The organism is Polaromonas sp., assembly GCF_043778355.1.
Classification (GTDB): Bacteria; Pseudomonadota; Gammaproteobacteria; order Burkholderiales; family Burkholderiaceae_C; genus Polaromonas.
Map to the genome: position 1 here is coordinate 107,300 of NZ_JAYWHI010000088.1, position 19,724 is coordinate 127,023.

A 19,724-nucleotide genomic window follows, 5' to 3' on the forward strand; every position below is an offset into this window, starting at 1 on the left:
ACATGGGAACCGCCAGGGCACACCGCGTGCCGGAGCGGAAAACAGGAAGCGGGAGGATTTAAAGCCGGAAGCAGCAGTGGCGCACTGCCACCGATGGCGCGTGAGTTCGCGTCAAAAGTGGCGCTTCCAGGGGCTCAACCCGCGACGGCAGGTTCATGCGCAGCAGCGGATAGTCGCTGGCCAGCATGGCCGGCGCTGCCAATCCGAGCGAGGGGTTGCTATCAGCGGTTTGCTGGTCGGCCTTGCAATGTGCGGCGCACAGACTGGGTTGCTCGTCGTCTGGGACGAATGCCGTCATCGATTCGGCGCACGGCATGCCTGAATTCATGGCCATCCCGCTGTGCTGCGCGCTGTTCGTGGCCGGACAGGCATAGGCAGCCACCGCCAGTTGCATGAACAACAGGCTCATCAATGCAAAAAGCACAGTGACAAAGCGTTGACGGCGGTTCCAGGACATGGTGTGAGATAGGGAGACGGTAGCTGCAGAAGCCGAAGCCACAGTCAAGGAGTTTAAGCCTATTGAGCCGCCCGTGTGAGGAAAGTTCCTCGCTGCCGCCTCGTCCCTTTTGCGGATCGGGTTACCTCCAGACGGCACTGCGCCAGGACTTTTGTTGAGCGCCTTCTTCTCACGCGCGATGCAGGAAGCGAAGGCCATGCCGTGTACGTTCAGGCGCAGAGACTGCGCTGCCACCGAATCGACGGCGTTGTGGTGAAAATCAACAGAGCTGCTGGCGCCAGGCCACGGACTGTCAACGCGCCTGAAGCGAGGATATCAATGGGCAGGAGACAGTTCCCCGCGTGGCGTGGCATCTTTTGACCAGTGTGTCCAGCGTTGCTTCGATGCGGCGCAGGTCTTCCAGTTTTAGCTGCACATCCCGCAACTTTTGCTCCGCCAGTCCCTGCGCCTCCCGGCATTGGGTGCCGTCTTCGAGTTTTAGAAGCTCGGCGATTTCATCCAGACTGAAACCGAGGCGCTGCGCGGTTTTTACAAATTTCACACGCTGGACCTCAGCATCGCCGTAACGCCGGATGCTGCCATAAGGGCGTTCCGGTTCGTTGAGCAGTCCCTTGCGTTGGTAAAAACGGATGGTTTCGACATTGACGCCGGCTGAGGTGGCAAATGCGCCAATCGTCAGGTTGGACACGCTACTTTTCATGGACTTGACTCCGTACTTGACTACGGAAGTAATCTTACGCTCATGAAACCCAGCTTGCCTACGAACGCGCCACCATCGCAGCCGCCAATGACTCCCCTCGCTTTGATTGCTGGTGGTGTGGCGGCCTTTCTTGCTTCGGCCTGCTGCCTGGGACCGCTGGTGCTACTTTTGCTTGGGTTCAGTGGGGCCTGGATCGGCAATCTGGCCGCGCTCGAACCATTTCGCCCGTTATTCGTTGCAGTGGCAGGGGTGGCTTTGTATATCGCCGGACGGCGTCTATATCGCCCCTTGCAGCAGTGCGCGCCGGGCGAGATATGCGCCTTGCCGCAGGCACGTGCAATTTACCGAGCATGCTTTTGGCTGACAGTGATGTTGGTACTCCTCGCGCTTGTTTTCCCGTATGTCATGCCCTTGTTCTATTAAAGGAGTTGTTCATGAAACATCTGATGGCCCTGTCCGTTTTGCTTGCCGCTTCGGTCCACCCGGTTTGGGGTGCGCCTCAAACAGTGACTTTGTCGGTGCCCGGCATGACATGTTCTGCCTGCCCCCTCACAGTCAAGGTGGCGCTGACCAAAACGCCTGGCGTTGAGAAGGCCGAGGTCAGCTACGAAAAGCGTCAGGCGCGGGTGGTGTTTGACGACGCGAAAACCAGCGTCACGGCGCTGACCCAGGCCACCGCCAGCGCGGGTTATCCCTCCAGCGTGATGGGCGCAGGCAAATGAGTTTGGTGATTTTGAGTTCGGTTCTGACCTGTCCGGCTTGCGCACACCAGAAGGCTGAACAGATGCCGACAGATGCGTGTCAATGGTTTTACGAGTGCGAGCAGTGTCATGTGCTGTTGCGGCCCAAGCCTGGGGATTGCTGTGTGTTCTGTTCCTACGGTTCGGTCAAATGCCCGCCCATCCAGGCTAGACGGCCGTGCTGCGGCTGAGTCCTGGTGGGTTGTCAAAGTGGGCCCACCAAGAACGCTGACAAGGCGTGAAACTCCGAAAGGATTTAAGCCCACTGCCTCCGCGCGAGCCACCAGCCGGTCATCCTGAAAATAAGGGGCGGGAGTATCAGCATCTGCAGGACGGGGACAACACCAATACCCAGAGCCGGGAGCAGCGGCATGCTGGTTGTGTAGCTCCAGCGATTGAGGCCATAAAAGCCCACCCATTCCACAATCATCGCAACGCTGAACCCGGTCATCAGCATCAGCCCGTATGCGGTCCATCCTGGTTGGTCCGTCCAGTCTGATCGGCCACGGACGGCCCAGCCAATGCCGAAGATCAGCATGACGATCAGCCCGTCCCCAAGGCTGGGAATAATGCAGTGCAACGCGAACTCCAACCAGCTCCCTTCCTCAACATACAGCGGCATTTGAGCCACTTCCCAGGGAAAGTTGAGCAGCACCGAAATCACAAACAGCGCGGCCAATCTGGCAAGTATTTGTGCGGTGTGACCTGATCTTTCCATGCCCAAGCCTAACCGCCTTTTTCATTTTTGGGCTGGTTGGCGCAAGTCGCCGGGAGGCGCCAGCACCTTGACTCAGGCTTGTACGCGCGCGTGATGTAGGTTGCAGCCTACGCGGACTGGCGGCAAGACCGTGTGGGCTTGGGGTTACCGAGCGCGCACGGTGAGTATGTTGCGGCATTTTCGGCACTGCAATTCATTCCATTTTGCCGTTTTAAACCAATTTCTGGAGAATCACCATGCCCCACCAACTCTACAACGCCTGCATTGAAGCTTGCAACGCCTGCGCTGTCGCTTGCAACCATTGCGCTGCTTCCTGTCTGCATGAAACCGACGTCAAGATGATGGTCAAGTGCATCGCACTGGAGATGGATTGCGCGCAGATTTGTGCGCTTGCTGCAGCTGCCATGGCGAGGGGTAGCGCCCACGCCAAAGCGATCTGCGCACTTTGCGCCGACATCTGCCAGTCCTGCGGGGACGAATGTGCCAAACACGAGATGGCGCATTGCCAGGAATGCGCCAAGGCCTGCCACCAGTGCGCTCAAGAGTGCCGCAAGATGGTCGCAATGGCCTGAACAATTTCCGACCTTCAGGCTTCAACCTTCAACCTTCAATATTCATAAAGAATCCATCGTGAAATTCCATCTCAACAAAATCAAACCGTCATCTGTGGCTCTTGCCGTTCTGAGCGTCGCGCTGCTGCAACCCCTGGCCTTTGGCCAAATGCAAATGAAGCCCGGTAGTGAAGCCATGCCCGGTGGAAAAACCGGCACTTCATCCATGCCAGGCGGTGCCATGGACATGAAGGGCATGGACATGAAAGGCATGGACATGAAGGGAATGATGAAGGACAACAACGACAAGATGTCGTCCATGAAAATGACCGGCAACACCGATGTTGACTTTGCAATGATGATGCGCATCCATCACCTGGGTGCAATAGACATGGCCCAGGCCGAGCTTCGCGATGGCAAAGATCCTCAGATGAAGAAAATGGCCAAAGCCATCATCGCTGCGCAGAAGAAAGAAATTGCCCAGTTCGACAAGTTCCTGGCCAAGAACGGTCAGACCGCCGCCAAGATAAACAAGTAGGCATCGGAGTCGGTCTCGGCTTGCGCCCGAGACCGCTTCCAAAACCCGGTTATTTCACGGGTTGAATGTCGGTCACGACAAAAGCCGTTCCGTCTTTTTCGGCCTTGAATCGAACCTTGTCGCCGGCTTTGGCTTTGTTCAGCAGCGCCGGATTTTTGACCTGAAAAACCATGGTCATGCCCGGCATGTCGAGGTTTTTGATCTCGCCGTGCTTGATGGTGATTTTTTTGTTGTCCGCATCGACTTTGCGAATTTCGCCATCGGCCATGTCAGCGGGGGCTGCCATGGCGCTGTCCTTTTTTGCATCCCCCATGGCCGCAGGCGCGCCCGAGTGCGAGCCGGCGTACGCAGAGCCTGCAAGAAGGGCAGAGAGGATCAGCGCAGTGTGTCGTTGTTTCATGGTGTTTTCTTTCAGGAGTTGGTAGATGTTGCGGAGACTTTGGAGGGATAGGCTTGATAAACACGTGTGCCGCCGTCCTTCAGAACCAGCAGCACGTCGTAGGGGTCTTTGCGCCCGCCGTAAATCGGCGCGTCCATCCCGGGCGAGCCGATCGGCATGCCTGGCACCGTCAGCCCCACGGCTTTGGGTTTTTCCTTGAGCAGGCGATGAATGTCGGCGGCCGGTACGTGGCCCTCGATGGCGTAGCCGCCGATTGATGCGGTATGGCAGGAGCCAAGTTGCTCGGGTATGCCGAGCCGCTTTCTGGCCTGCGCGTTGCCGCTGTCGTGAACCTTCACCTGAAAGCCATTGGCTTGCAGATGGTCCACCCATTCTTTGCAGCAGCCACAGTTCGGGTCTTTCCAGACTTCAAGCTGCGGGCGCGTTTGTGCCATTCCCCACGGCGCCACGGTAGCGGCTGCGGCGAAGCTGGCGAGGGTCTTGAGTAACAAGCGTCGTTGCATGGTGTCTCCTGGTGGCGTGTTATCGGGCGGCGACCGTGATCTTGCCAACCATGCCAGCCTGGTAGTGGCCGGCGATCAGGCAGGCAAAGTCGAAGTTGCCGGGTTTGTTGAAGGTCCAGATGATCTGTCCGGTCTTGCCCGGTGCAACGTGCGCCATGTAGGGCTCTTCATGCTCCATGCCCGGAAACTTGAGCATCAGCGCGGCATGTTCGTCCAGGTCTTTCTTGTTGCCGATCACCAGTTCATGCATGATCTTGCCGCTATTTTTGATGACGAATTTGATGGTCTCGCCATGTTTGACGTCGATCTTGTCTGGCGAAAAACGCATGCTGTCGCTCATGCCGATGGTGATGGTGCGGCTCACGGCTTTGGCATCGCCGGCGATACCCCAATCCTTTTGCTCCTTCTTGACCGGGCCGGCTTTTTTTGTATGCGCCGCGTCACCGTGCGCAAAAGCGAAGGTGCCGGTGCTGGCGATCAGCAAGGCGAGGAAGGCAGATGTCAATGTTTTCATGGGTAGTTCCTTTTTACTGGGAGAAAGATCAATGCTTGTGGGACGAAGGCGTGATAGGGGCTAGGGAAGATCCGCTGATGTACCCGCGCAACTCGGCATAGCGACCGATTTGCTGCGGTGTCAGCAACGCGGTTTGCTGCAGGTGGGTCTGCAGATGACTGGCGCGCAGCGTGGCCTGCAATTGTGCAATGCGGTCGGTGTGGCTCGTCAGGCTGGCGGGGTTGATCTGGCGGGTCGAAAAAGCCTGATCAAGCGCGCGCTCGGCCTCCACCAGCTCTGCTCCTATGCGTCGGGCGTCTGCCTTGTGGCTGTCCATCAGTGCCTGCGTGGCCTGCCTCTGCGCAGCGCTCAGGCCCAAGGGCTGCGCCAGCTCCAGCGTGTGCATCGGGCCGGGATAACCATTGAGCTCGGCCGCCTTCGCCAGCTCCATGCCCTTGCCTGCCAGCAGGTCCTCGGTCTGTATTGCGGACAAGGCCTTGATGTCGCGCGTTTGTTGCCCGGCGTAGGGGCTGGCCGCGACTGTCGGGCCGTGGCTGGCCCCATGCCCCAGCGGGGAATGTTGAGCAAAAGTGCCTCCAGCCCCCGCCACAAAAGCGCCAGCAGCTATTAATTTAAGAGCGGTTTGAATGTTCATGATGTTTTTCCGGAGTTGAGCTTAGTGTTTCATGCCGCCCATATGGCCGCCCATCTTTGGTTTGCGGACCTGGACTTCGACTTCTTTGGCCGGCATGTTCCGCGCCTTCATGGTTTGTCCGCCTTCCGCCGCAAAGCGTGCGGGGTTGGGCAGCGCGCCTGTCCACTCGTAAGCCACTTCGCCGGCGGGGTGTTTGTACCAGCCGGGGTCCTTGTAGTCGCCGGCCTTCTGGTTCTTGCGGACCTTGACCACGCTGAACATACCGCCCATCTCGACCGAGCCGAACGGGCCGTCACCGCTCATCATGGGCGCCGTGTTGTCGGGCAGGGGCATGGTCATCTCGGCCATGTCGGCCATGCCGCGCTCGCCCATCACCATGTAGTCGGGGATGACCTTGGTGATCTCGCTGACGATCTTGCGGTGGTCCACGCCAATCATGGTCGGCACGTCGTGGCCCATCGCATTCATGGTGTGGTGGCTCTTGTGGCAATGAAAAGCCCAGTCGCCTTCCTCGTCGGCCAGAAATTCGATCTGCCGCATCTGCCCCACCGCCACGTCGGTCGTCACTTCGTACCAGCGTGTTGATTTCGGCGTCGGCCCGCCGTCGGTGCCAGTCACCAGAAACTCATGCCCATGCAAGTGAATCGGGTGATTCGTCATGGTCAGGTTGCCGAAACGAATGCGCACCTTGTCATTCTTGCGCACCACAAGCGGATCGATGCCGGGAAACACCCGGCTGTTCCAGCTCCACAGGTTGAAGTCGAGCATGGTCATGATCTTCGGCGTATAGGCGCCGGGGTCAATGTCGTAGGCGTTGAGCAGGAAAACAAAGTCGCGGTCCACCTCGTCGATCAGCGGGTGTTTTGCCTTCGGGTGCGTGATCCAGAAGCCCATCATGCCCATGGCCATCTGTGTCATCTCGTCGGCATGCGGGTGGTACATGAAGGTGCCAGGTCGGCGCGCCACAAATTCATAAACAAATGTCTTGCCCGCCGGAATGGCTGGCTGGTTCAGCCCGGCCACGCCGTCCATGCCGTTGGGCAGGCGCTGGCCGTGCCAATGAATGCTGGTGTGCTCTGGCAGCTTGTTGGTCACGAAGATGCGCACGCGGTCGCCTTCGACCACCTCGATCGTCGGGCCGGGTGACTGGCCGTTGTAGCCCCAGAGATGCGCCTTGAAGCCGGGCGACATTTCGCGCACCACCGGCTCGGCGACCAGATGGAATTCCTTGACGCCCTGGTTCATGCGCCAGGGCAGCGTCCAGCCGTTGAGCGTCACCACCGGGTTGTAGGGCCGACCGGTGTTGGGCATTAGCGGCGCCATGGTGTCGGGTTTGGTCTGGAGCACGGGCTCGGGCAGGGCGGCCATGGCGACCCGGCTGACGGCGGCAGCCGCAACGGCCGTGGTGATCGCTCCCGCGCCTGTGAGAAAGTTTCTTCTGCTGTTCATGTGTGTGATCCGTTTGATTTGTTTCAGTGACCCGCTTCGGCGGCGGTACCGCCGCCCGCCATCGGCATGGCGCCGAGGGCTGTGGGTTTGCCGATCATCGAGGCGGCCAGAGCCGCATCGGCCAGCCAGAACTGCTGGTACGCACTGATGGCGGCCTGCACACTGGAGATCTGGTCTCGGGTATCGGCCAGCAACTCGAACACGCCGATCAACATGCCGTTGTAGCGCAGCACGTTTTCTTCGGCCATGGTTTTGCGCAGCGGCACAATTTCGTCCCGGTAATGCCGTGCCACGTCGTAAGCCGTGCGGTAAGCCGAATAGCCTTCGCGTAACTGCGATGACGCGCCGCGTACCGTGCTTTCATAGCGGTTTGCAGCCGCCAGCGATTGCGCGTTCATGCTGTCGCGCTGGGCCGAGCCCCAGTCGAAGATCGGCAGGCGAATGCCCAGCTCGTAACCCCTGGCTGTTGTTTTGTGACCCTGCGCATTGTTCTCAAACGTGGTGTTGCGGATGATGCCCAGCTCCACATCAACCAGGCTGTTGAGCAGGTTCAGGCCCTGTGACTTGCCCGCCATATCCAGCTGGTTGCGCGCCATTTGCACGTCCAGGCGTTGCTGCAGGGCGGTGGCGTTCACCACGTTGGCCGGATAGGCCTCTTTTGGCAGGTCGGGCAGCCGCTCCGGAAGTTTCAGTTGCGCCGACTGTTCGGTGGTCAAGCCCATCAACCGGACCAACTCCTCGCGCGCAGCGGTGCTTGCGTGCTGGCTGGAGGCCAGTCGGGCCGCGCTGTCGGCATAAAACGATTGCTGCCGTGTGCGCTGCAGTTTGTTGAAGTTGCCCACCTGGTACATGCGTTTGGCCAGCTCGGCACTGGCTTGTGCGGTCGCGTTGATTTGTTCAGCGTATTGCAGGGTCTGCTGGGCCGCCACGGCCCGTACCCAGGCCTGGCGCACCTGGGTGACCTGCTCGACCACGTTGGCGCTGAGCTGCACCTTGGCTAGCGCTGTCTGCCCGCGCGATATTTCCATGCGCCGGGGCAGCGTGAGCAGATCCAGCAGACCAAACGACAACATCCGGCCGATATCGAGCTCGTTGCCGGATCGAACGCGTTCAAATGTGAAGATCGGATTGGCGATACGGCCCAACTGGTTGGCCGACGCCTGATCGGCCCAGCTTTGCGCCAGCAGGGTTTGCAGCGCCGGGCTGTTGGCCAACGCCAGCTGGACCGCATCGTCCTGCTTCAAGGGCTTGGCCAGCAGTTCGCTGCTTAGCTTGCTGCGCGCCTGCCGCTGCTGGTCGCTTCGACTGAGCTCCAGCTTGCCTTGTGTGAAGTCGATGGTACCGGTGTTGGTGTCCTGCAGCGCCTGGTCAAAATTGACCGACGCACAGCCTGCCAGCACCAGCGCGGCGGCTGCAGTACTGCTTAGTCTAAGAAAGGTGCTCATGGTTTTTTGTCCTTTGGCGGCATCGCATGACCGGCGTGCGGATCGGGCTGGTTGGCTACACCAGCGGCGGCCGGTGCTTGTTGCACTTGCTGCGCCTCCTTGGCGTAAACGCGCCAGCCGCCGATGCGGCCCACGCTGTCATTCGCGTCTTTCCAGGACAGGGTTTTTTCTTCGGTGTAAGGCTGGTAGCCCTCGAACGCGGAGCGAAATTCAGGGGCTGAAGAAGTGGCTGCAGAAGCCGGGGTTGCCGCCGGACTGGACGAGGGTTGTGTTTGCGCCTGCGCGTAGGCTCCGGGCCATGTGGCGAGCGCAGCCAGCAGCGCCAATAGTTTTGAAATAGAACGTAAGTTCACGAAAATCTCCTGAAAACAAGCGGGGGCGATGGCACGCATCGCGACAATCCGGGCGTTTATGGCAACGCAGGGCGTTTAAACCCGTGCCGGAGGCAAGTACAGGCCCAGTTCGGGCCTGGAACTCAGAAGATGGGTGGTTTTTGGCCTTGTGCCATGTCGGCACTGGCGAAACGAGCCACCGGCGAATGCGGTGGCGGCAGAGGCGCTTGAACCGGGGCGGTGGCGATGGCCGTCGGTGACAGCGCCACGGTGTGACAGGCCTGGCAGGCCGGGCAGACTTCACAGTGGGCGCTGCTTGCCGGGACAGGGCTGTCGCCGTTCCCATGGCCTGCACAGTCCGGGGCTGCAGCAACGGGCCCCGCTGCTCCAGATGAATGGTCAAAATGGCCGTCAGCCCATACCGAAAGGGTGTGGTCAGCTATGATCTTGGTAGCAACTGAAACGGCGGGACTGCTGGACGCCATTTCCGTCGCCATTACGTCGCCGATCCAGCCGCGTATTGGCAGCAGGGCGATCATGAGGGCAAGGATCAGGTGGCGCATGGGTTAATGATAAACGTCGATGCCGAATAGTTCCAACCGTTTTACAGTTTCATGCAGATGCTTACTTCACCTCAAACCTGGCCGTGGCTGGTGGCTTGCCCGCCAGACTTACCACCGCAATGCCTTTGGTGCCTTTGGCGACTTTGAAGGCCCCTTTAGCTTCGAGCTTGTCGCCAGCGGGGACCAGTTCCACCTCTGATTTTTCCGTGCCGTTGAGCAAGGTCACTTTGGCCTTGGCCCCGTCCAGCTTCACCGCTTTGCCGTGGTCGCTGATATGAATCTGCAGGGTGTCAGGTTTGGCGACAATTTCGAAGTCACCGGCTTTGGTCTCCACCACCACACCGCCAAATTTCGGATCGTGGCCGTGGCCCCCGGCGGCCAGTGCGGCAGTACCGGAGAACGCAATGAAGGTGATAAGCAGGAGTTTGTTGAGCTTCATGAGGAGACCTTTCAGTAGAGTTAAAGAGCGAAGGAAAATTAAAACGATTCGGTTCCGGAGTCGGCGACCAGCGCTTCAATCGGCTTACGGCCAAACAGCGCGACCATGGCGGGTGTCAAAAACGAGTCCAGCAGCGTCGAGGTGATCAGCCCCGAGAAAATCACCACAGCCACCGGATGCAAAATTTCGGTGCCTGGCATGTCGGCCTCGAACAGCAAGGGCGCCAGTGCCAGCGCAGCCACCAGCGCGGTCATCAGCACGGGTGTCAAGCGCTCTTGCGAGCCGCGCAGCAGCATGGCGGTGCCAAAGTTCTCTCCTTCAAAAGCGCACAGGTTGATGTAGTGCGACACCTTCAAAATGCCGTTGCGGATGGCGATGCCCGCCAGCGTGATAAACCCAACCAATGCCGCCACCGACAGCGGCTGCCCCGACAGCCACAAGCCGACCACCGCGCCGACCAGCGCCAGCGGAATATTGGCCATGATGATGGCGGCCAGTACCCCGGATCTGTAGCGCGCGTAAAGAATTAAAAAGATCATCGCCACCGAGCCCAGCGACAGCAGCCCGATCAGGCGCGAGGCGTCTTCCTGCGCCTGGAACTGCCCGCCAATCGTGATGAAGTAACCCTCGGGCAGGGCGGTAGCGGCGATCGCCGCGCGCATCTCGCCCACCACGTCGCTGAGCGCCCGGCCCTGGGTATTGGCCGACAGCACGATGCGCCTGCGCCCGTCGTCGCGGCTGACCTGGTTCGGGCCGTCGCCTTCTTCCACGCTGGCGAGCTGACTCAGCGGCACCCGGCCGCCCGGTGTGTCAATCATCAGGTTGCGCAGGCCTTCGATGCCGCGTGAGGTCTCCGGCAGGCGCAGCACCAGGTTGAAGCGGCGGCTGCCCTCGACGATTTGCGTGACTTTCTCGCCGTCGATCAGCACCTGCAACTCCTGTAGCAGCTTGGCTGGCGGTAAACCAAGCCCCAGTGCGCGGTCATAGTCCACCTGAATCCTGATCTGCGGCGTCAGCACCTGTTTCTCGACTTCCAGGTCCACCACGCCGTTGATGCCAGCCAGTTTTTGCCTCAGCGCCTCGGCCTGCGTGCGCAGGGTGTCCAGGTCGTCGCCAAAAATCTTGATGGCGATCTGCGAACGCACGCCCGACAACATGTGGTCGATGCGGTGGCTGATCGGCTGACCGATGCCGATGGCTGCAGGCAAGGTGGCGATGCGGCTGCGAATGTCGGCATAAATCTCTTCCATGCTGCGTTCACTGCGCGTGAGCTTCAGGTCCAGTTCTGACACATGCACACCCTCTGCATGTTCATCGAGCTCGGCCCGGCCTGAGCGCCGGCCCACATGTTCGACCTCGGGCACACCCGCCAGGGCTTTTTCGGCAATCGTGCCGATGCGGGCCGATTCGGTCAGTGTGGTGCCCGGATTCAGGCGCAGGCCGACCAGTGCCACACCTTCATTGAAGGGCGGCAAAAAGGTGGTCGGGAAGAAAGGCACGGCCGCCATCGCCAGTACGGCCGCCGCAGCGCCGCCAAGCACCCAGGCGCGCGGCGCCTGCAGCACCTGGTTCAGTGCGTGGGCATAACGTGTCTTGACCCAGGTCTGCACCTTGGTATCGCCGTGCTCAAGGCCCTTGATTTTCGGCAGCAGGTAATAAGACATGACCGGCGTCAGCGTGACCGACACCACCATGGATGCCAGCAGCGACACGATGTAGGCAATCGCCAGTGGCTGCATCAGCCGGCCCTCGATGCCGGGCAGGAAAAACAGCGGCAACAGCACCAGCACGATGATGACGGTGGCGATCAAAATGCCCGACCGCACTTCCAGCGTCGCTTTGGCGATCAGCTCCAGTGGCCCCAGCCGCTGTTCGGGGTGGGCGGCGCGGTCCTTCTTGAGGCGGCGCAGTACGTTCTCGACGCCAACCACCGCGTCATCGACCAGCCCCCCGATGGCAATCGTGAGACCGCCCAGGGTCATGGTGTTGATCGACAGATCGAAGTAGCGAAACACCAGCACTGTGATCATGACCGACACCGGAATCGCCGTCAGCGAAATCAGGGTGGTGCGGATATTCAGCAAAAAGAAATACAGCACCACCGCCACCACGGCGGACGCGGCCAGCAGCTTGCCGCGCAAGGTGTCCACCGAGGTCTCGATGAAGGTCGCCTGGCGCATCGTGACCTTGGGCTCACCCATGCCGGGTGGCATGCCTTTTTTGAGCTCCGCTATCGCGGACTCGACTTTCTCCGTCAGGGCCACGGTGTCGGCATCGGGCTGCTTCTGGATGCCCAGTATCACGGCGGGTTGGCCATTGAGGCCCGCATCGCCGCGCTTGATGGCCGGCCCAAAGGTGACCTTGGCGACCTGATTGAGCTGGATGGGTTTGCCGTTCTGAAAGGCCACCGGCAGCCGCTCCAGGTCCTGCAACCGTGTCGTTCGGCCGATGTTTCGGATCAGGTATTCACGTGAATTGAGTTCGAGAAAACCACCGCTGGAGTTGCCGGAAAAGCCCTTGAGCGCCGCTTCGATAGCTTCCAGGTCGACCTTCAGCGCGGCCATCAATGCGGTGTCGGGCTGCACCTGGTACTGGCGCACCTCGCCGCCAATCGGCACCACCTGGGCCACACCGGGCAGGGTCAAGAGGCGCGGGCGCATCACGAAATCGGCGTATTCGCGCACCGCCATCGGGCTGATCTTGTTGGTGTCTATCGGCAGTGCGAGCAGCATGATCTCGCCCATGACGGAACTGATCGGTCCCATGCCGACATGCTCTACGCCTCGCGGCAATTGCTCGCGCGCCAGTTGCAGTCGCTCGCCCACCATCTGACGGGCACGGTAGATGTCGGTTTTCCAGTCAAAGGTCACATAGACGAATGACAGGCCGACGCTGGAAATCGAGCGAATGCTTTCCACGCCCGGTATGCCACCCATGGCGATTTCAAGCGGTGCGGTGATCAATTGCTCGACTTCTTCAGGCGCCATGCCGCCCGCCTCGGCCTGCAGCGTGACGGTGGGTTTGTTCAGGTCAGGAAAGACATCGACCGGCATTTTCACCAGCGTCAGCGCACCGACCAGAAGCAGCACCACCGACAGCACCACCACCATCAGGCGGTTGGCAAGCGAGGTGTGTATGAGTTTTTCAAACATGTTGGCCCTGTTCTCAGCGGACCTGGTTGACCAGCGGTGCACCTTGCGTCACCACCCGGTCACCGGCTTTGAGGCCATCGACAATCGCGACGGTATTGCCGTCCAGCGGCAACTGGCGCACGGTGCGCGGCGCGAACAGTTCGGCACCGGTGTGGACCCACACCATGTCCTGGTTGCTGGTGTTTTTGACCACCGCGCCATTGGGAACGGAGAAGCCTTTGACCAGGTTTTTGGTTTGCACGGTCACCTTGACCGGCTGGCCGACGGACAGGGGCAAGGCGGGCTTGCCTGGCAGAGTGCGGAAGATCAGCGGGATCGCACCTTCTCGCAGGCTGCTGCCTGCGCCGACAAATTGCAGCGGCACACTGGTGCCGGGCGCCGCGCTGGCGCTGGCAGAAGCGATGTTGGCGGACAGCGCGGCGTCAAAGGCACTGGCTTCCACACTCATGCGGGCAGGATCGACAATTTCAAACAACAGATCGCCAGCATTGACCACCTGGCCGGCTACCACGCTGGCCGCTGCGATCACGCCCGACACGGGCGCCACCAGCGCCTCGGTGGCGGAAACGCTGCCAGCCACGGCCGCCGCGCGCTGGCGCAGGCTGCTCACGTCGGACTGGGCTGCTTCAATGTCTTTTTGCGGCACCGTGCCTTCAAGCTGTTGCAGGCGCTCCACGCGCCTGCGGGCGAGATGCAGGCTGGCGTTGAGTTCAGCGCTTTGGGCCTGCTGGTTGGCGCGTTCAATCGCGCTGCTGGAAGCGCGCACCACGGCGAGCACTTCACCCTTGCGCACGGCCTGGCCCAGTTGCGGCAGGCCGCGCGGTCCGGCTTCGATACGCCCGGCTTGTGTCGGCTGCACCTTGCCGCCGGCATTGCTGTCGAGCACCACCCGGCCGGTCAGTTCAACGGTGGTTGGCAGGGACGCTTCTTCGACGCTGATGGTGCGCACGCCGAGCTGCCGCTGGCTGGCCTTGGGCAGAAAAACGCCGCCATCGGGCAGACGTTTCGGCGCGTTGCTATTGGCGGCGGGTGCCGACTCTTCGCCGTGGTCATGACCGGCTGCGGCTTCGGCATTGAACGTGGTTGTGACGCCCGTTAATAAAGCGCCTCCAGCGATCAAAATGCCAGCAATGTTTTTTCCGCGCCGACGTTTGAGCGCGGCGATTGCTATCGTTACGAGAAGCAGCGCCACGCCCGTATAGGCTACCCAGCGCAGCCAGGGGCGATGGTCATGCGCATGCTCATGGCTGGCATGCGCGTCGGTGATGACCAGGTCGCCCGCCAGCAGGTCAGTTTCTTTGCCAGCCGCAATTACAAAACTGACCGCCAGCGTACCGGGCTGCGCGAGAAGTTCGTGCCTGAAGCTGTAACTGCCGTCGGCTTGCGGTGTCGCCGTGGCTTTGGCCGCGCCGGCTTCAACTTCAATCTTCGCGTCGGTGACCGGTTCATTGCTGGCGTAGCGGTCCAGGTAAATTTTCATTTCGCTGTTCTCGACCACGCCGACCAGCTCGAACAGGTCGGAATGGCTGCTGATGCGCGGCGATACCGTGCTGCTTGCGGCAGCAGGCGCCTCGTCGCCATGGTCATGGCCACCCGCCGCCCAGGCTGGCGTGAAAAAATTGAATGCTATTAAAGTAATAGCTGCTATCCCATGCCGGGTATGGGCTAAAGGCTTTTTTGGCTTGTAAATGGAGTTCATGGCAGCAATCCAAGGGCTTGGTTCAATTGGGAAATGGCGCGCTGCAGGTCGACACGGGCGCGGGCCAGGGAAAGGTCGGCTTCAAACTTTTCGCTGTCGGCGCGCAGGCGGGTTGGCAGGTCGGACTCGCCCAGGCGGTAGGCCTTGGCAACCAGCTCCTGCACCTCCCGCCCCAGGCGCGCCCGCTCAGCCATGCTGGCCTGCGTGCGGCGTGCGGCATCAAGTTCGGCAAGTGCCGACGCCAGGTCGCCTTGTAGCAGCCGTTGGGTGGAGTCAGACTCTGCCTGCGCGGCATCAAGTTCGGCGCGCGCTGCCGCGATACGCGGGGCATTTCGGTTGTCGGTGCCAAAAGGAATCTTCAGTGCCAGCCTTAAGCTGGTTTCACCGGCCGCGCCAAAAGTCGCGCGCTCACGCGTAACGCCAACACCGATGGCCATGGGGTCGCGCCGGTCGGTTTCGCTCAGTTCCAGTTTCGCCTGCGCGGCCTGCACCCGCGTTTGTGCCGCGTGGAGCGCCGGGTGGTCGGGGTAAGCCAGCGTGTTGCTCGCGGGCAGCCGCTCGTCCAGCAATGGCACGGCCGGCAGCCCAGTCAGCGCCAGCCACTGGTTCTGCAGCCGGGCCAAGGACACTTCCGCCTGCTCGCGTGTGCTGGTGGCCTGCTGGACCAGTGACTGGGCCTGCAGGCCGTCCACACGCGCGCTGTCGCCGGCCTTCACGCGGCGCGCCACATCCTGCGCCAGCGTCAGCGCTTCGCTGTGTTTGCGCGCCGCTAGATCGCGCTCGGTGCGCGCCCTGGCCAGGCTGGCCGCGAGCTCACGCACCTCGGCAGCCAGTTTCAGCCGTGCCGCCAGTTGCTGGGGCTCGAAACCCAGGCGCTGCGCCGCCAGCTCGCGCTGGGCGGCGCCGCGCACGCCGGGGCTCCAGATCGGCAGCTCCAGCTCGGCTTCGTATTCACGAAAACCACCGTTGTTGTTGAAGCGGTCGCTGCGTTGCGCCAGCAGCGCGCTGGGCGATCCGTTGATCCAGGACGAAGCCGCCCGTTCGCGGGCCTGAATTTCAGCGCGGCGGCTGTCGGCGCTGCGTGCCGCCGGGCTCAGGGCCCAGGCGGCGTCGAGCGCCTCGCGCAGGCTGGGGCCGCTGCGCGCGGCGGCGGATGCTGCAGAGACAGGGGGCGGCAGCGGCGGCGTTTGCGCGCTCGCGCTGGCTGCAATTGCAGCCACCAGAAGCAGCGTGACGGAGCCGGGTCGCGGCAAACGGAAGCGGGAAAAGGTATGCAAGAGCGTTCTCCGAAGTGAAAAAACTTCGGCGAACCTTTGCGCGAGCGCGGTCGAAAAAAGGGGGGAGTTATGCGCCCGTCAGCTCAAAGGTTCACCACGGCTGGCGTGGTGAAAGCCCATTTGGGGCGCTCGATGCTGTTGGGTTGTTCGCGGATGACCCATGCTTGAGGTGTGGGCAGTGGGGCGCCAACACCTGCATTGCTGAAGCCAAGGTTGGCAGTTGCCAGCATACCGGTCGAGTGACCATGGCCGCAGTGGCTCAGGCCGCAGCTCTCGGAGTGACCGTGGTCATGGGTGATGCCGGATTTTTCGGTGTCCTGAGCGCCAGCCAGTTGAGCCTCGACGGCGTGGGCGGCGAGGTGGCCCAGCTCCTGCGCAGCGTCGGCCGCTGCATGGGCATAGGCGTTGCCCGACAGCAAGGCCAGCCAGACAATCAGGAAGTGACAAATAAAACGTCTCACGGGCGAGATGCTAACAGCCGGGAAAGTCCCCGCGCCGCGCAGGGAATGCGCCTGGCCTGGCGAACTGCTGCTCATGCGTGCGCGTCCCAGCGCAACTCCTGTCGCGCCTGCTTGAACACCGCATATGCCCCGGTGATCGCCAGGCCGGCCATCACAGCAGCCACAGCCAGATCCGGCCAGGCGCTGCCTGTGCCGAATACACCAAGTGCGGCCAGCATCACTGCGAGGTTGCCGATGGCGTCGTTGCGCGAGCACAGCCAGACGCTGCGCATGTTGGCGTCGCCTTCGCGGTACGCATACAGCATCGCCGCCACAGCGACGTTGGCAATCAGGGCCAGCAGGCCGATGCTGCCCATGGTCAGGGCCTCGGGCGTGCCGCCGTACCATGCCACCCACGCCGCACGGCCCAGCACAAAGATGCCGAAACCCAGCATGCTGGCGGCCTTCAGCAGGGCCGCGCGGGCGCGCCAGACCAGGCCCATGGACAGCACCGCCAGCGTCACCGCGTAGTTGGCGGCATCACCGAAAAAGTCGATGGCATCGGCCAGCAAGGAGACCGATCCAGACTGCAGGCCGGCGCCGATTTCGATGCCGAACATGGCCAGGTTGACAGCCAGAGCGATCCAGAGAATGCGGCGGTAACGCGGGCTGTTGGCCTGGGCGGCGCTGGGGGCGGGGTCATGGTCGCAGCAGTGGGCGGACATTGAATTTCTCCAGAAACAACGGGTTGATGGCATGATTGGAAACCCTCAAGTCACTTCAAGGTCAAGCGATGCCGCATTCAAATCCATCCACCTTGCGGGGTTACCAGATCGGCGAGGCCGCGAAGCGCAGCGGCGTGAGTGCAGTCAACATCCGCTTTTATGAGAAAGAACAACTGCTGAGCCCGTTGGGGCGCAGCGACAACAGCTACCGGCTGTACAGCGAGGGTGACCTGCACCAGCTGCGGTTCATCCGGCTGTGCCGGGCCATGGACATGTCGCTGGACGAGGTGCGCACGCTGCTGGGCCTGGACTTGAACAACAAGGCTGACTGCGCGGCGGCGCGCGAGGCGCTCGATGGGCATCTCGGTCATGTACGTGCGCGGCTGGCTGAATTGAAGGCGCTTGAAAAAGACCTCAAGGCCTTGCGCAACCGCTGCGATGGCAGCGACACGCATTGCCGCATCATTGAAGCGCTGCACGAACTGGCCGACGCGCAGACGCCGGCTGCGGCGGGGCCAGCGGTCAGGAAGCGCCACGTTTAGGCTTTGAGAAGCGGCGCCAGTCTTTGCGCCAGCACCTCGGCTTCGGCATAACCATTCGTCAGAAGCTGCGCCTGCCCGTTCACCACCGCCAGCAGGGTCGGGAAGCCGCGCACGCCCCAGGCTTGTGCCTGCGCAAAATCATCGCGCGTGCGCTGCCGCATCGCTGCGCTGTCGAAGTCGCGCAAAAAGTCGATGTGGCCCCAGGCTTCCTTGGTGCGGCCATGCACTTCGTCCCAGATTTCTCCGAGCACAGCGGCCTTGGTCGTGTCGCGGCCATCGGCGTAAAACGCCTGCTGGATCGCGTGGTACGTGGCCAGCGCCAGATGCGGCGCATGTTCGCGCACAGTGACCACGGCGCGGCAGGCTGGCTCGGTGTCGTAGATGAAATCCTCGCGTTCCAGCAAGGCGTGCGAAAACCGCTGGCCGGAACGCTGCGCCACGTTGGCCCAGGCCCCGCGCAGTTTGGCTTTCAGTGCATCGTCCATCACCTGCGTGTTGTAGGCGCGCAGTCCACCGAGCACGAGCTGCACCGACAGGTCTGGATGGCTCGCCAGCAGTTGCCCCAGCGGTACGCCAAAGCCGTAACACCAGGAGCACATCGGGTCACCGATGTAGACCAGGGCCACAGGAGCGGAGGTGGTGTTCATGCGGTATCTCCTTTGTCCAGCCGGAGCTGCGCATGCTCCAGCCACTGTTGCAGGCTGTCCAGCAGCTCTTTCTGGCTGAAGGAGCAGCTTTCCTCACTGAACAGCGCCGCCGACTCCAGCCGGTCCAGCAACTGCTGCAGCACGGTCGCAAATTGTGGCGGCAAGGCGGCCAACAAGCCGGTCTGATTTTGCGCCAGTCGTGAAAAAGCCGCCACGGCCAGTGTGTCGCCGCGCAGTTGTTGCAGCGCGCCGGTCAGTGCGGCGAGTTGTTGCTGGGCCGGGTGCATGGTCATCAGGATGCCACAGCGGCGCGCTGCCGTGCCTGCGCGGGTTCAAAGGCCAGGGTCAGCAGGGCCAGCAGGCAAAAAGGCATGCCGACCCAGCCGAGTTGTGAGAACTGCACATGCTCCAGGAGGGCGCCGCTGAAAACTGCGCCGAGTGCGGTGCCGGTGTACAGCATGGGGCCGTTCAGGCTCAGCAGCAGCGGTGAATGACGAGGTTGCACAGTGCGAGGAGGTAAAGAACAAGCGGCATGGCGGGCGGGCAATCGCAGGAAGGGATGGGTCTAATCGTTGTCTGGTCCCTACTGGACAGACGCAGAAGTTATTAAAAATAGAGCACGTGATGATGCGTGCAGGAGGCGTGGCACGGGAAATGCATTATTGTGCCCGCGTGGCGCGAAACATGTGCGCCGCTTTCAGGTCCCCGGCCCTAATCCTGCGGCAGGCCCAGCGTGAAGTGGAAGCTGGCGCCCTGTCCAGGCGCGGACTCGGCCCAGATACGCCCGCCGTGGCGCGTGATGATCCGGTGCACCGTCGCCAGGCCGATACCGGTGCCGGCAAATTCGGCGGGGGAGTGCAGGCGCTGAAAAGCCCCAAACAGCTTGTCAGCGTAGGCCATGTCAAAGCCCGCGCCATTGTCCTGAACCGTGTATACCTTCTCTTCGCTGCCACTGGCGGTACAACTGAAGGCAATGCTGCTTTGCGCGGCGTGGCTGCTGAACTTCCAGGCATTGCCGATCAGGTTCTCGAGCACCCGCTGCAGCAGCCGGAGGTCACCCGCCACCTGCAGGTCCGGCTGGATGTGTACCAGGACCGACCGCAGCGGCTCACGTTCGCAGTGGTCCTTGAGCAAGGCAACCGCCATGGCGCTGAGATCGACATGGTCTGAGCAGAGTCTGCTGCGCGAAACCTGTGCCAGCGACAGCAGGGCGTCGATCATGTCGCCCATGTGCGCCACGTTTACGCGAATGCGGGACA

At 61.7% G+C, this 19,724-nt stretch carries 27 protein-coding genes; 6 read left to right on the forward strand and 21 right to left on the reverse strand.

Annotation, left to right across the window (positions count from 1 at the left end; all coding sequences use genetic code 11):
- Window positions 1-58: 58 nt before the first annotated feature.
- On the reverse strand, window positions 59-457 hold the full coding sequence (locus tag ACH2CW_RS12650) for a hypothetical protein (RefSeq protein WP_395058634.1): 399 nt from the start codon (window positions 455-457) through the stop codon (window positions 59-61).
- A gap of 292 nt (window positions 458-749) precedes the next feature.
- Window positions 750-1,157: an Hg(II)-responsive transcriptional regulator gene (merR, locus tag ACH2CW_RS12655; protein WP_395058636.1), complete on the reverse strand. Its 408-nt coding sequence runs from the start codon at window positions 1,155-1,157 to the stop codon at window positions 750-752.
- Between the two features lie 87 nt (window positions 1,158-1,244).
- On the opposite strand from merR, the gene merT reads away from it, so the two are divergent.
- The 3 genes from merT to ACH2CW_RS12670 are packed head-to-tail and all read left to right on the forward strand — an operon-like array spanning window position 1,245 to window position 2,088.
- Window positions 1,245-1,580, forward strand: a complete 336-nt coding sequence (gene merT / locus ACH2CW_RS12660; RefSeq protein WP_395058638.1) for a mercuric ion transporter MerT — start codon at window positions 1,245-1,247, stop codon at window positions 1,578-1,580.
- 11 nt (window positions 1,581-1,591) lie between these two features.
- Window positions 1,592-1,879: a mercury resistance system periplasmic binding protein MerP gene (gene merP, locus ACH2CW_RS12665; protein ID WP_395058640.1), complete on the forward strand. Its 288-nt coding sequence runs from the start codon at window positions 1,592-1,594 to the stop codon at window positions 1,877-1,879.
- Window positions 1,876-2,088, forward strand: coding sequence for a GDCCVxC domain-containing (seleno)protein (locus ACH2CW_RS12670; protein ID WP_395058642.1), 213 nt, complete (start codon window positions 1,876-1,878; stop codon window positions 2,086-2,088). The genes merP and ACH2CW_RS12670 overlap by 4 nt, the downstream gene beginning before the upstream one ends.
- 65 nt (window positions 2,089-2,153) lie before the next feature.
- Here ACH2CW_RS12670 and ACH2CW_RS12675 read toward each other — a convergent pair whose 3' ends face one another.
- Complete coding sequence (locus ACH2CW_RS12675; RefSeq protein ID WP_395058644.1) at window positions 2,154-2,615, reverse strand: hypothetical protein; 462 nt, start codon at window positions 2,613-2,615, stop codon at window positions 2,154-2,156.
- 365 nt (window positions 2,616-2,980) lie between these two features.
- Here ACH2CW_RS12675 and ACH2CW_RS12680 point away from each other — a divergent pair, with 365 nt between their 5' ends.
- Both ACH2CW_RS12680 and ACH2CW_RS12685 read left to right on the forward strand, forming a co-directional pair.
- Window positions 2,981-3,187 (forward strand): four-helix bundle copper-binding protein, encoded by a 207-nt coding sequence (locus tag ACH2CW_RS12680; RefSeq protein ID WP_395058688.1) that lies wholly within the window; start codon window positions 2,981-2,983, stop codon window positions 3,185-3,187.
- Window positions 3,096-3,704: a DUF305 domain-containing protein gene (locus ACH2CW_RS12685; RefSeq protein WP_395058646.1), complete on the forward strand. Its 609-nt coding sequence runs from the start codon at window positions 3,096-3,098 to the stop codon at window positions 3,702-3,704. Before ACH2CW_RS12680 ends, ACH2CW_RS12685 begins: the two co-directional genes overlap by 92 nt.
- 49 nt (window positions 3,705-3,753) lie before the next feature.
- Here the strand turns inward: ACH2CW_RS12685 and ACH2CW_RS12690 are convergent, their stop codons facing one another.
- From ACH2CW_RS12690 to ACH2CW_RS12755, 14 genes are all read right to left on the reverse strand, one after another.
- Window positions 3,754-4,104, reverse strand: a complete 351-nt coding sequence (locus ACH2CW_RS12690) for a copper-binding protein (RefSeq protein WP_395058648.1) — start codon at window positions 4,102-4,104, stop codon at window positions 3,754-3,756.
- 11 nt (window positions 4,105-4,115) lie between these two features.
- Window positions 4,116-4,607: a DUF411 domain-containing protein gene (locus tag ACH2CW_RS12695; protein WP_395058650.1), complete on the reverse strand. Its 492-nt coding sequence runs from the start codon at window positions 4,605-4,607 to the stop codon at window positions 4,116-4,118.
- Window positions 4,608-4,626: 19 nt separating this feature from the next.
- Complete coding sequence (locus ACH2CW_RS12700) at window positions 4,627-5,121, reverse strand: plastocyanin/azurin family copper-binding protein (protein ID WP_395058652.1); 495 nt, start codon at window positions 5,119-5,121, stop codon at window positions 4,627-4,629.
- A 28-nt stretch (window positions 5,122-5,149) separates the two neighbouring features.
- Window positions 5,150-5,755: a Spy/CpxP family protein refolding chaperone gene (locus ACH2CW_RS12705; protein WP_395058654.1), complete on the reverse strand. Its 606-nt coding sequence runs from the start codon at window positions 5,753-5,755 to the stop codon at window positions 5,150-5,152.
- 21 nt (window positions 5,756-5,776) lie between these two features.
- Window positions 5,777-7,204 carry a multicopper oxidase family protein gene (locus ACH2CW_RS12710; RefSeq protein ID WP_395058656.1) on the reverse strand — a complete coding sequence of 476 codons (1,428 nt, stop codon included), beginning with the start codon at window positions 7,202-7,204 and terminating at the stop codon, window positions 5,777-5,779.
- Between the two features lie 23 nt (window positions 7,205-7,227).
- Window positions 7,228-8,649, reverse strand: a complete 1,422-nt coding sequence (locus ACH2CW_RS12715) for a TolC family protein (RefSeq protein ID WP_395058658.1) — start codon at window positions 8,647-8,649, stop codon at window positions 7,228-7,230.
- The gene (locus ACH2CW_RS12720; RefSeq protein ID WP_395058660.1) at window positions 8,646-9,041 is read right to left on the reverse strand and encodes a hypothetical protein; all 396 of its coding nucleotides are present in this window, start codon (window positions 9,039-9,041) and stop codon (window positions 8,646-8,648) included. The genes ACH2CW_RS12715 and ACH2CW_RS12720 overlap by 4 nt, the downstream gene beginning before the upstream one ends.
- Before the next feature lie 83 nt (window positions 9,042-9,124).
- Window positions 9,125-9,544 (reverse strand): hypothetical protein, encoded by a 420-nt coding sequence (locus ACH2CW_RS12725; RefSeq protein ID WP_395058662.1) that lies wholly within the window; start codon window positions 9,542-9,544, stop codon window positions 9,125-9,127.
- Between the two features lie 61 nt (window positions 9,545-9,605).
- Window positions 9,606-9,983: a hypothetical protein gene (locus tag ACH2CW_RS12730; protein WP_395058664.1), complete on the reverse strand. Its 378-nt coding sequence runs from the start codon at window positions 9,981-9,983 to the stop codon at window positions 9,606-9,608.
- A 38-nt stretch (window positions 9,984-10,021) separates the two neighbouring features.
- Complete coding sequence (locus ACH2CW_RS12735) at window positions 10,022-13,135, reverse strand: efflux RND transporter permease subunit (RefSeq protein WP_395058666.1); 3,114 nt, start codon at window positions 13,133-13,135, stop codon at window positions 10,022-10,024.
- Window positions 13,136-13,148: 13 nt separating this feature from the next.
- Window positions 13,149-14,834 carry an efflux RND transporter periplasmic adaptor subunit gene (locus ACH2CW_RS12740; protein WP_395058668.1) on the reverse strand — a complete coding sequence of 562 codons (1,686 nt, stop codon included), beginning with the start codon at window positions 14,832-14,834 and terminating at the stop codon, window positions 13,149-13,151.
- Window positions 14,831-16,111 carry a TolC family protein gene (locus tag ACH2CW_RS12745; RefSeq protein WP_395058670.1) on the reverse strand — a complete coding sequence of 427 codons (1,281 nt, stop codon included), beginning with the start codon at window positions 16,109-16,111 and terminating at the stop codon, window positions 14,831-14,833. Before ACH2CW_RS12745 ends, ACH2CW_RS12740 begins: the two co-directional genes overlap by 4 nt.
- Before the next feature lie 83 nt (window positions 16,112-16,194).
- A complete protein-coding gene (locus tag ACH2CW_RS12750) occupies window positions 16,195-16,572 on the reverse strand; it encodes a hypothetical protein (RefSeq protein WP_395058672.1) in 378 nt (125 codons plus the stop codon).
- Window positions 16,573-16,643: 71 nt separating this feature from the next.
- Complete coding sequence (locus tag ACH2CW_RS12755) at window positions 16,644-17,276, reverse strand: cation transporter (RefSeq protein WP_395058674.1); 633 nt, start codon at window positions 17,274-17,276, stop codon at window positions 16,644-16,646.
- A gap of 68 nt (window positions 17,277-17,344) precedes the next feature.
- On the opposite strand from ACH2CW_RS12755, the gene ACH2CW_RS12760 reads away from it, so the two are divergent.
- Entirely contained in the window at window positions 17,345-17,818 is a 474-nt protein-coding gene (locus ACH2CW_RS12760) for a Cd(II)/Pb(II)-responsive transcriptional regulator (protein WP_395058676.1), read from the forward strand.
- Here ACH2CW_RS12760 and ACH2CW_RS12765 read toward each other — a convergent pair.
- The 4 genes from ACH2CW_RS12765 to ACH2CW_RS12780 form a co-directional block, all read right to left on the reverse strand.
- The gene (locus ACH2CW_RS12765; protein ID WP_395058678.1) at window positions 17,815-18,465 is read right to left on the reverse strand and encodes a DsbA family protein; all 651 of its coding nucleotides are present in this window, start codon (window positions 18,463-18,465) and stop codon (window positions 17,815-17,817) included. The genes ACH2CW_RS12760 and ACH2CW_RS12765 overlap by 4 nt on opposite strands.
- Window positions 18,462-18,752 carry a hypothetical protein gene (locus ACH2CW_RS12770; RefSeq protein ID WP_395058690.1) on the reverse strand — a complete coding sequence of 97 codons (291 nt, stop codon included), beginning with the start codon at window positions 18,750-18,752 and terminating at the stop codon, window positions 18,462-18,464. The genes ACH2CW_RS12765 and ACH2CW_RS12770 overlap by 4 nt, the downstream gene beginning before the upstream one ends.
- A 5-nt stretch (window positions 18,753-18,757) precedes the next feature.
- The gene (locus tag ACH2CW_RS12775) at window positions 18,758-18,970 is read right to left on the reverse strand and encodes a hypothetical protein (RefSeq protein ID WP_395058680.1); all 213 of its coding nucleotides are present in this window, start codon (window positions 18,968-18,970) and stop codon (window positions 18,758-18,760) included.
- A gap of 206 nt (window positions 18,971-19,176) precedes the next feature.
- Window positions 19,177-19,724, reverse strand: a 548-nt coding sequence (locus tag ACH2CW_RS12780; protein ID WP_395058682.1) for an ATP-binding protein, incomplete at its 5' end; no start/stop codon positions are given.

What these genes read in the sequence shown, in the direction of transcription:
- ACH2CW_RS12650 (WP_395058634.1), bottom strand. Translation starts at nt 457, where the DNA reads ATGTCCTGGAACCGCCGTCAACGCTTTGTCACTGTGCTTTTTGCATTG.
- merR (WP_395058636.1), bottom strand. Translation starts at nt 1,157, where the DNA reads ATGAAAAGTAGCGTGTCCAACCTGACGATTGGCGCATTTGCCACCTCA.
- merT (WP_395058638.1), top strand. Translation starts at nt 1,245, where the DNA reads ATGACTCCCCTCGCTTTGATTGCTGGTGGTGTGGCGGCCTTTCTTGCT.
- merP (WP_395058640.1), top strand. Translation starts at nt 1,592, where the DNA reads ATGAAACATCTGATGGCCCTGTCCGTTTTGCTTGCCGCTTCGGTCCAC.
- ACH2CW_RS12670 (WP_395058642.1), top strand. Translation starts at nt 1,876, where the DNA reads ATGAGTTTGGTGATTTTGAGTTCGGTTCTGACCTGTCCGGCTTGCGCA.
- ACH2CW_RS12675 (WP_395058644.1), bottom strand. Translation starts at nt 2,615, where the DNA reads ATGGAAAGATCAGGTCACACCGCACAAATACTTGCCAGATTGGCCGCG.
- ACH2CW_RS12680 (WP_395058688.1), top strand. Translation starts at nt 2,981, where the DNA reads ATGGATTGCGCGCAGATTTGTGCGCTTGCTGCAGCTGCCATGGCGAGG.
- ACH2CW_RS12690 (WP_395058648.1), bottom strand. Translation starts at nt 4,104, where the DNA reads ATGAAACAACGACACACTGCGCTGATCCTCTCTGCCCTTCTTGCAGGC.
- ACH2CW_RS12695 (WP_395058650.1), bottom strand. Translation starts at nt 4,607, where the DNA reads ATGCAACGACGCTTGTTACTCAAGACCCTCGCCAGCTTCGCCGCAGCC.
- ACH2CW_RS12700 (WP_395058652.1), bottom strand. Translation starts at nt 5,121, where the DNA reads ATGAAAACATTGACATCTGCCTTCCTCGCCTTGCTGATCGCCAGCACC.
- ACH2CW_RS12705 (WP_395058654.1), bottom strand. Translation starts at nt 5,755, where the DNA reads ATGAACATTCAAACCGCTCTTAAATTAATAGCTGCTGGCGCTTTTGTG.
- ACH2CW_RS12710 (WP_395058656.1), bottom strand. Translation starts at nt 7,204, where the DNA reads ATGAACAGCAGAAGAAACTTTCTCACAGGCGCGGGAGCGATCACCACG.
- ACH2CW_RS12715 (WP_395058658.1), bottom strand. Translation starts at nt 8,649, where the DNA reads ATGAGCACCTTTCTTAGACTAAGCAGTACTGCAGCCGCCGCGCTGGTG.
- ACH2CW_RS12720 (WP_395058660.1), bottom strand. Translation starts at nt 9,041, where the DNA reads ATGCGTGCCATCGCCCCCGCTTGTTTTCAGGAGATTTTCGTGAACTTA.
- ACH2CW_RS12725 (WP_395058662.1), bottom strand. Translation starts at nt 9,544, where the DNA reads ATGCGCCACCTGATCCTTGCCCTCATGATCGCCCTGCTGCCAATACGC.
- ACH2CW_RS12730 (WP_395058664.1), bottom strand. Translation starts at nt 9,983, where the DNA reads ATGAAGCTCAACAAACTCCTGCTTATCACCTTCATTGCGTTCTCCGGT.
- ACH2CW_RS12735 (WP_395058666.1), bottom strand. Translation starts at nt 13,135, where the DNA reads ATGTTTGAAAAACTCATACACACCTCGCTTGCCAACCGCCTGATGGTG.
- ACH2CW_RS12740 (WP_395058668.1), bottom strand. Translation starts at nt 14,834, where the DNA reads ATGAACTCCATTTACAAGCCAAAAAAGCCTTTAGCCCATACCCGGCAT.
- ACH2CW_RS12755 (WP_395058674.1), bottom strand. Translation starts at nt 17,276, where the DNA reads ATGTCCGCCCACTGCTGCGACCATGACCCCGCCCCCAGCGCCGCCCAG.
- ACH2CW_RS12760 (WP_395058676.1), top strand. Translation starts at nt 17,345, where the DNA reads ATGCCGCATTCAAATCCATCCACCTTGCGGGGTTACCAGATCGGCGAG.
- ACH2CW_RS12765 (WP_395058678.1), bottom strand. Translation starts at nt 18,465, where the DNA reads ATGAACACCACCTCCGCTCCTGTGGCCCTGGTCTACATCGGTGACCCG.
- ACH2CW_RS12770 (WP_395058690.1), bottom strand. Translation starts at nt 18,752, where the DNA reads ATGCACCCGGCCCAGCAACAACTCGCCGCACTGACCGGCGCGCTGCAA.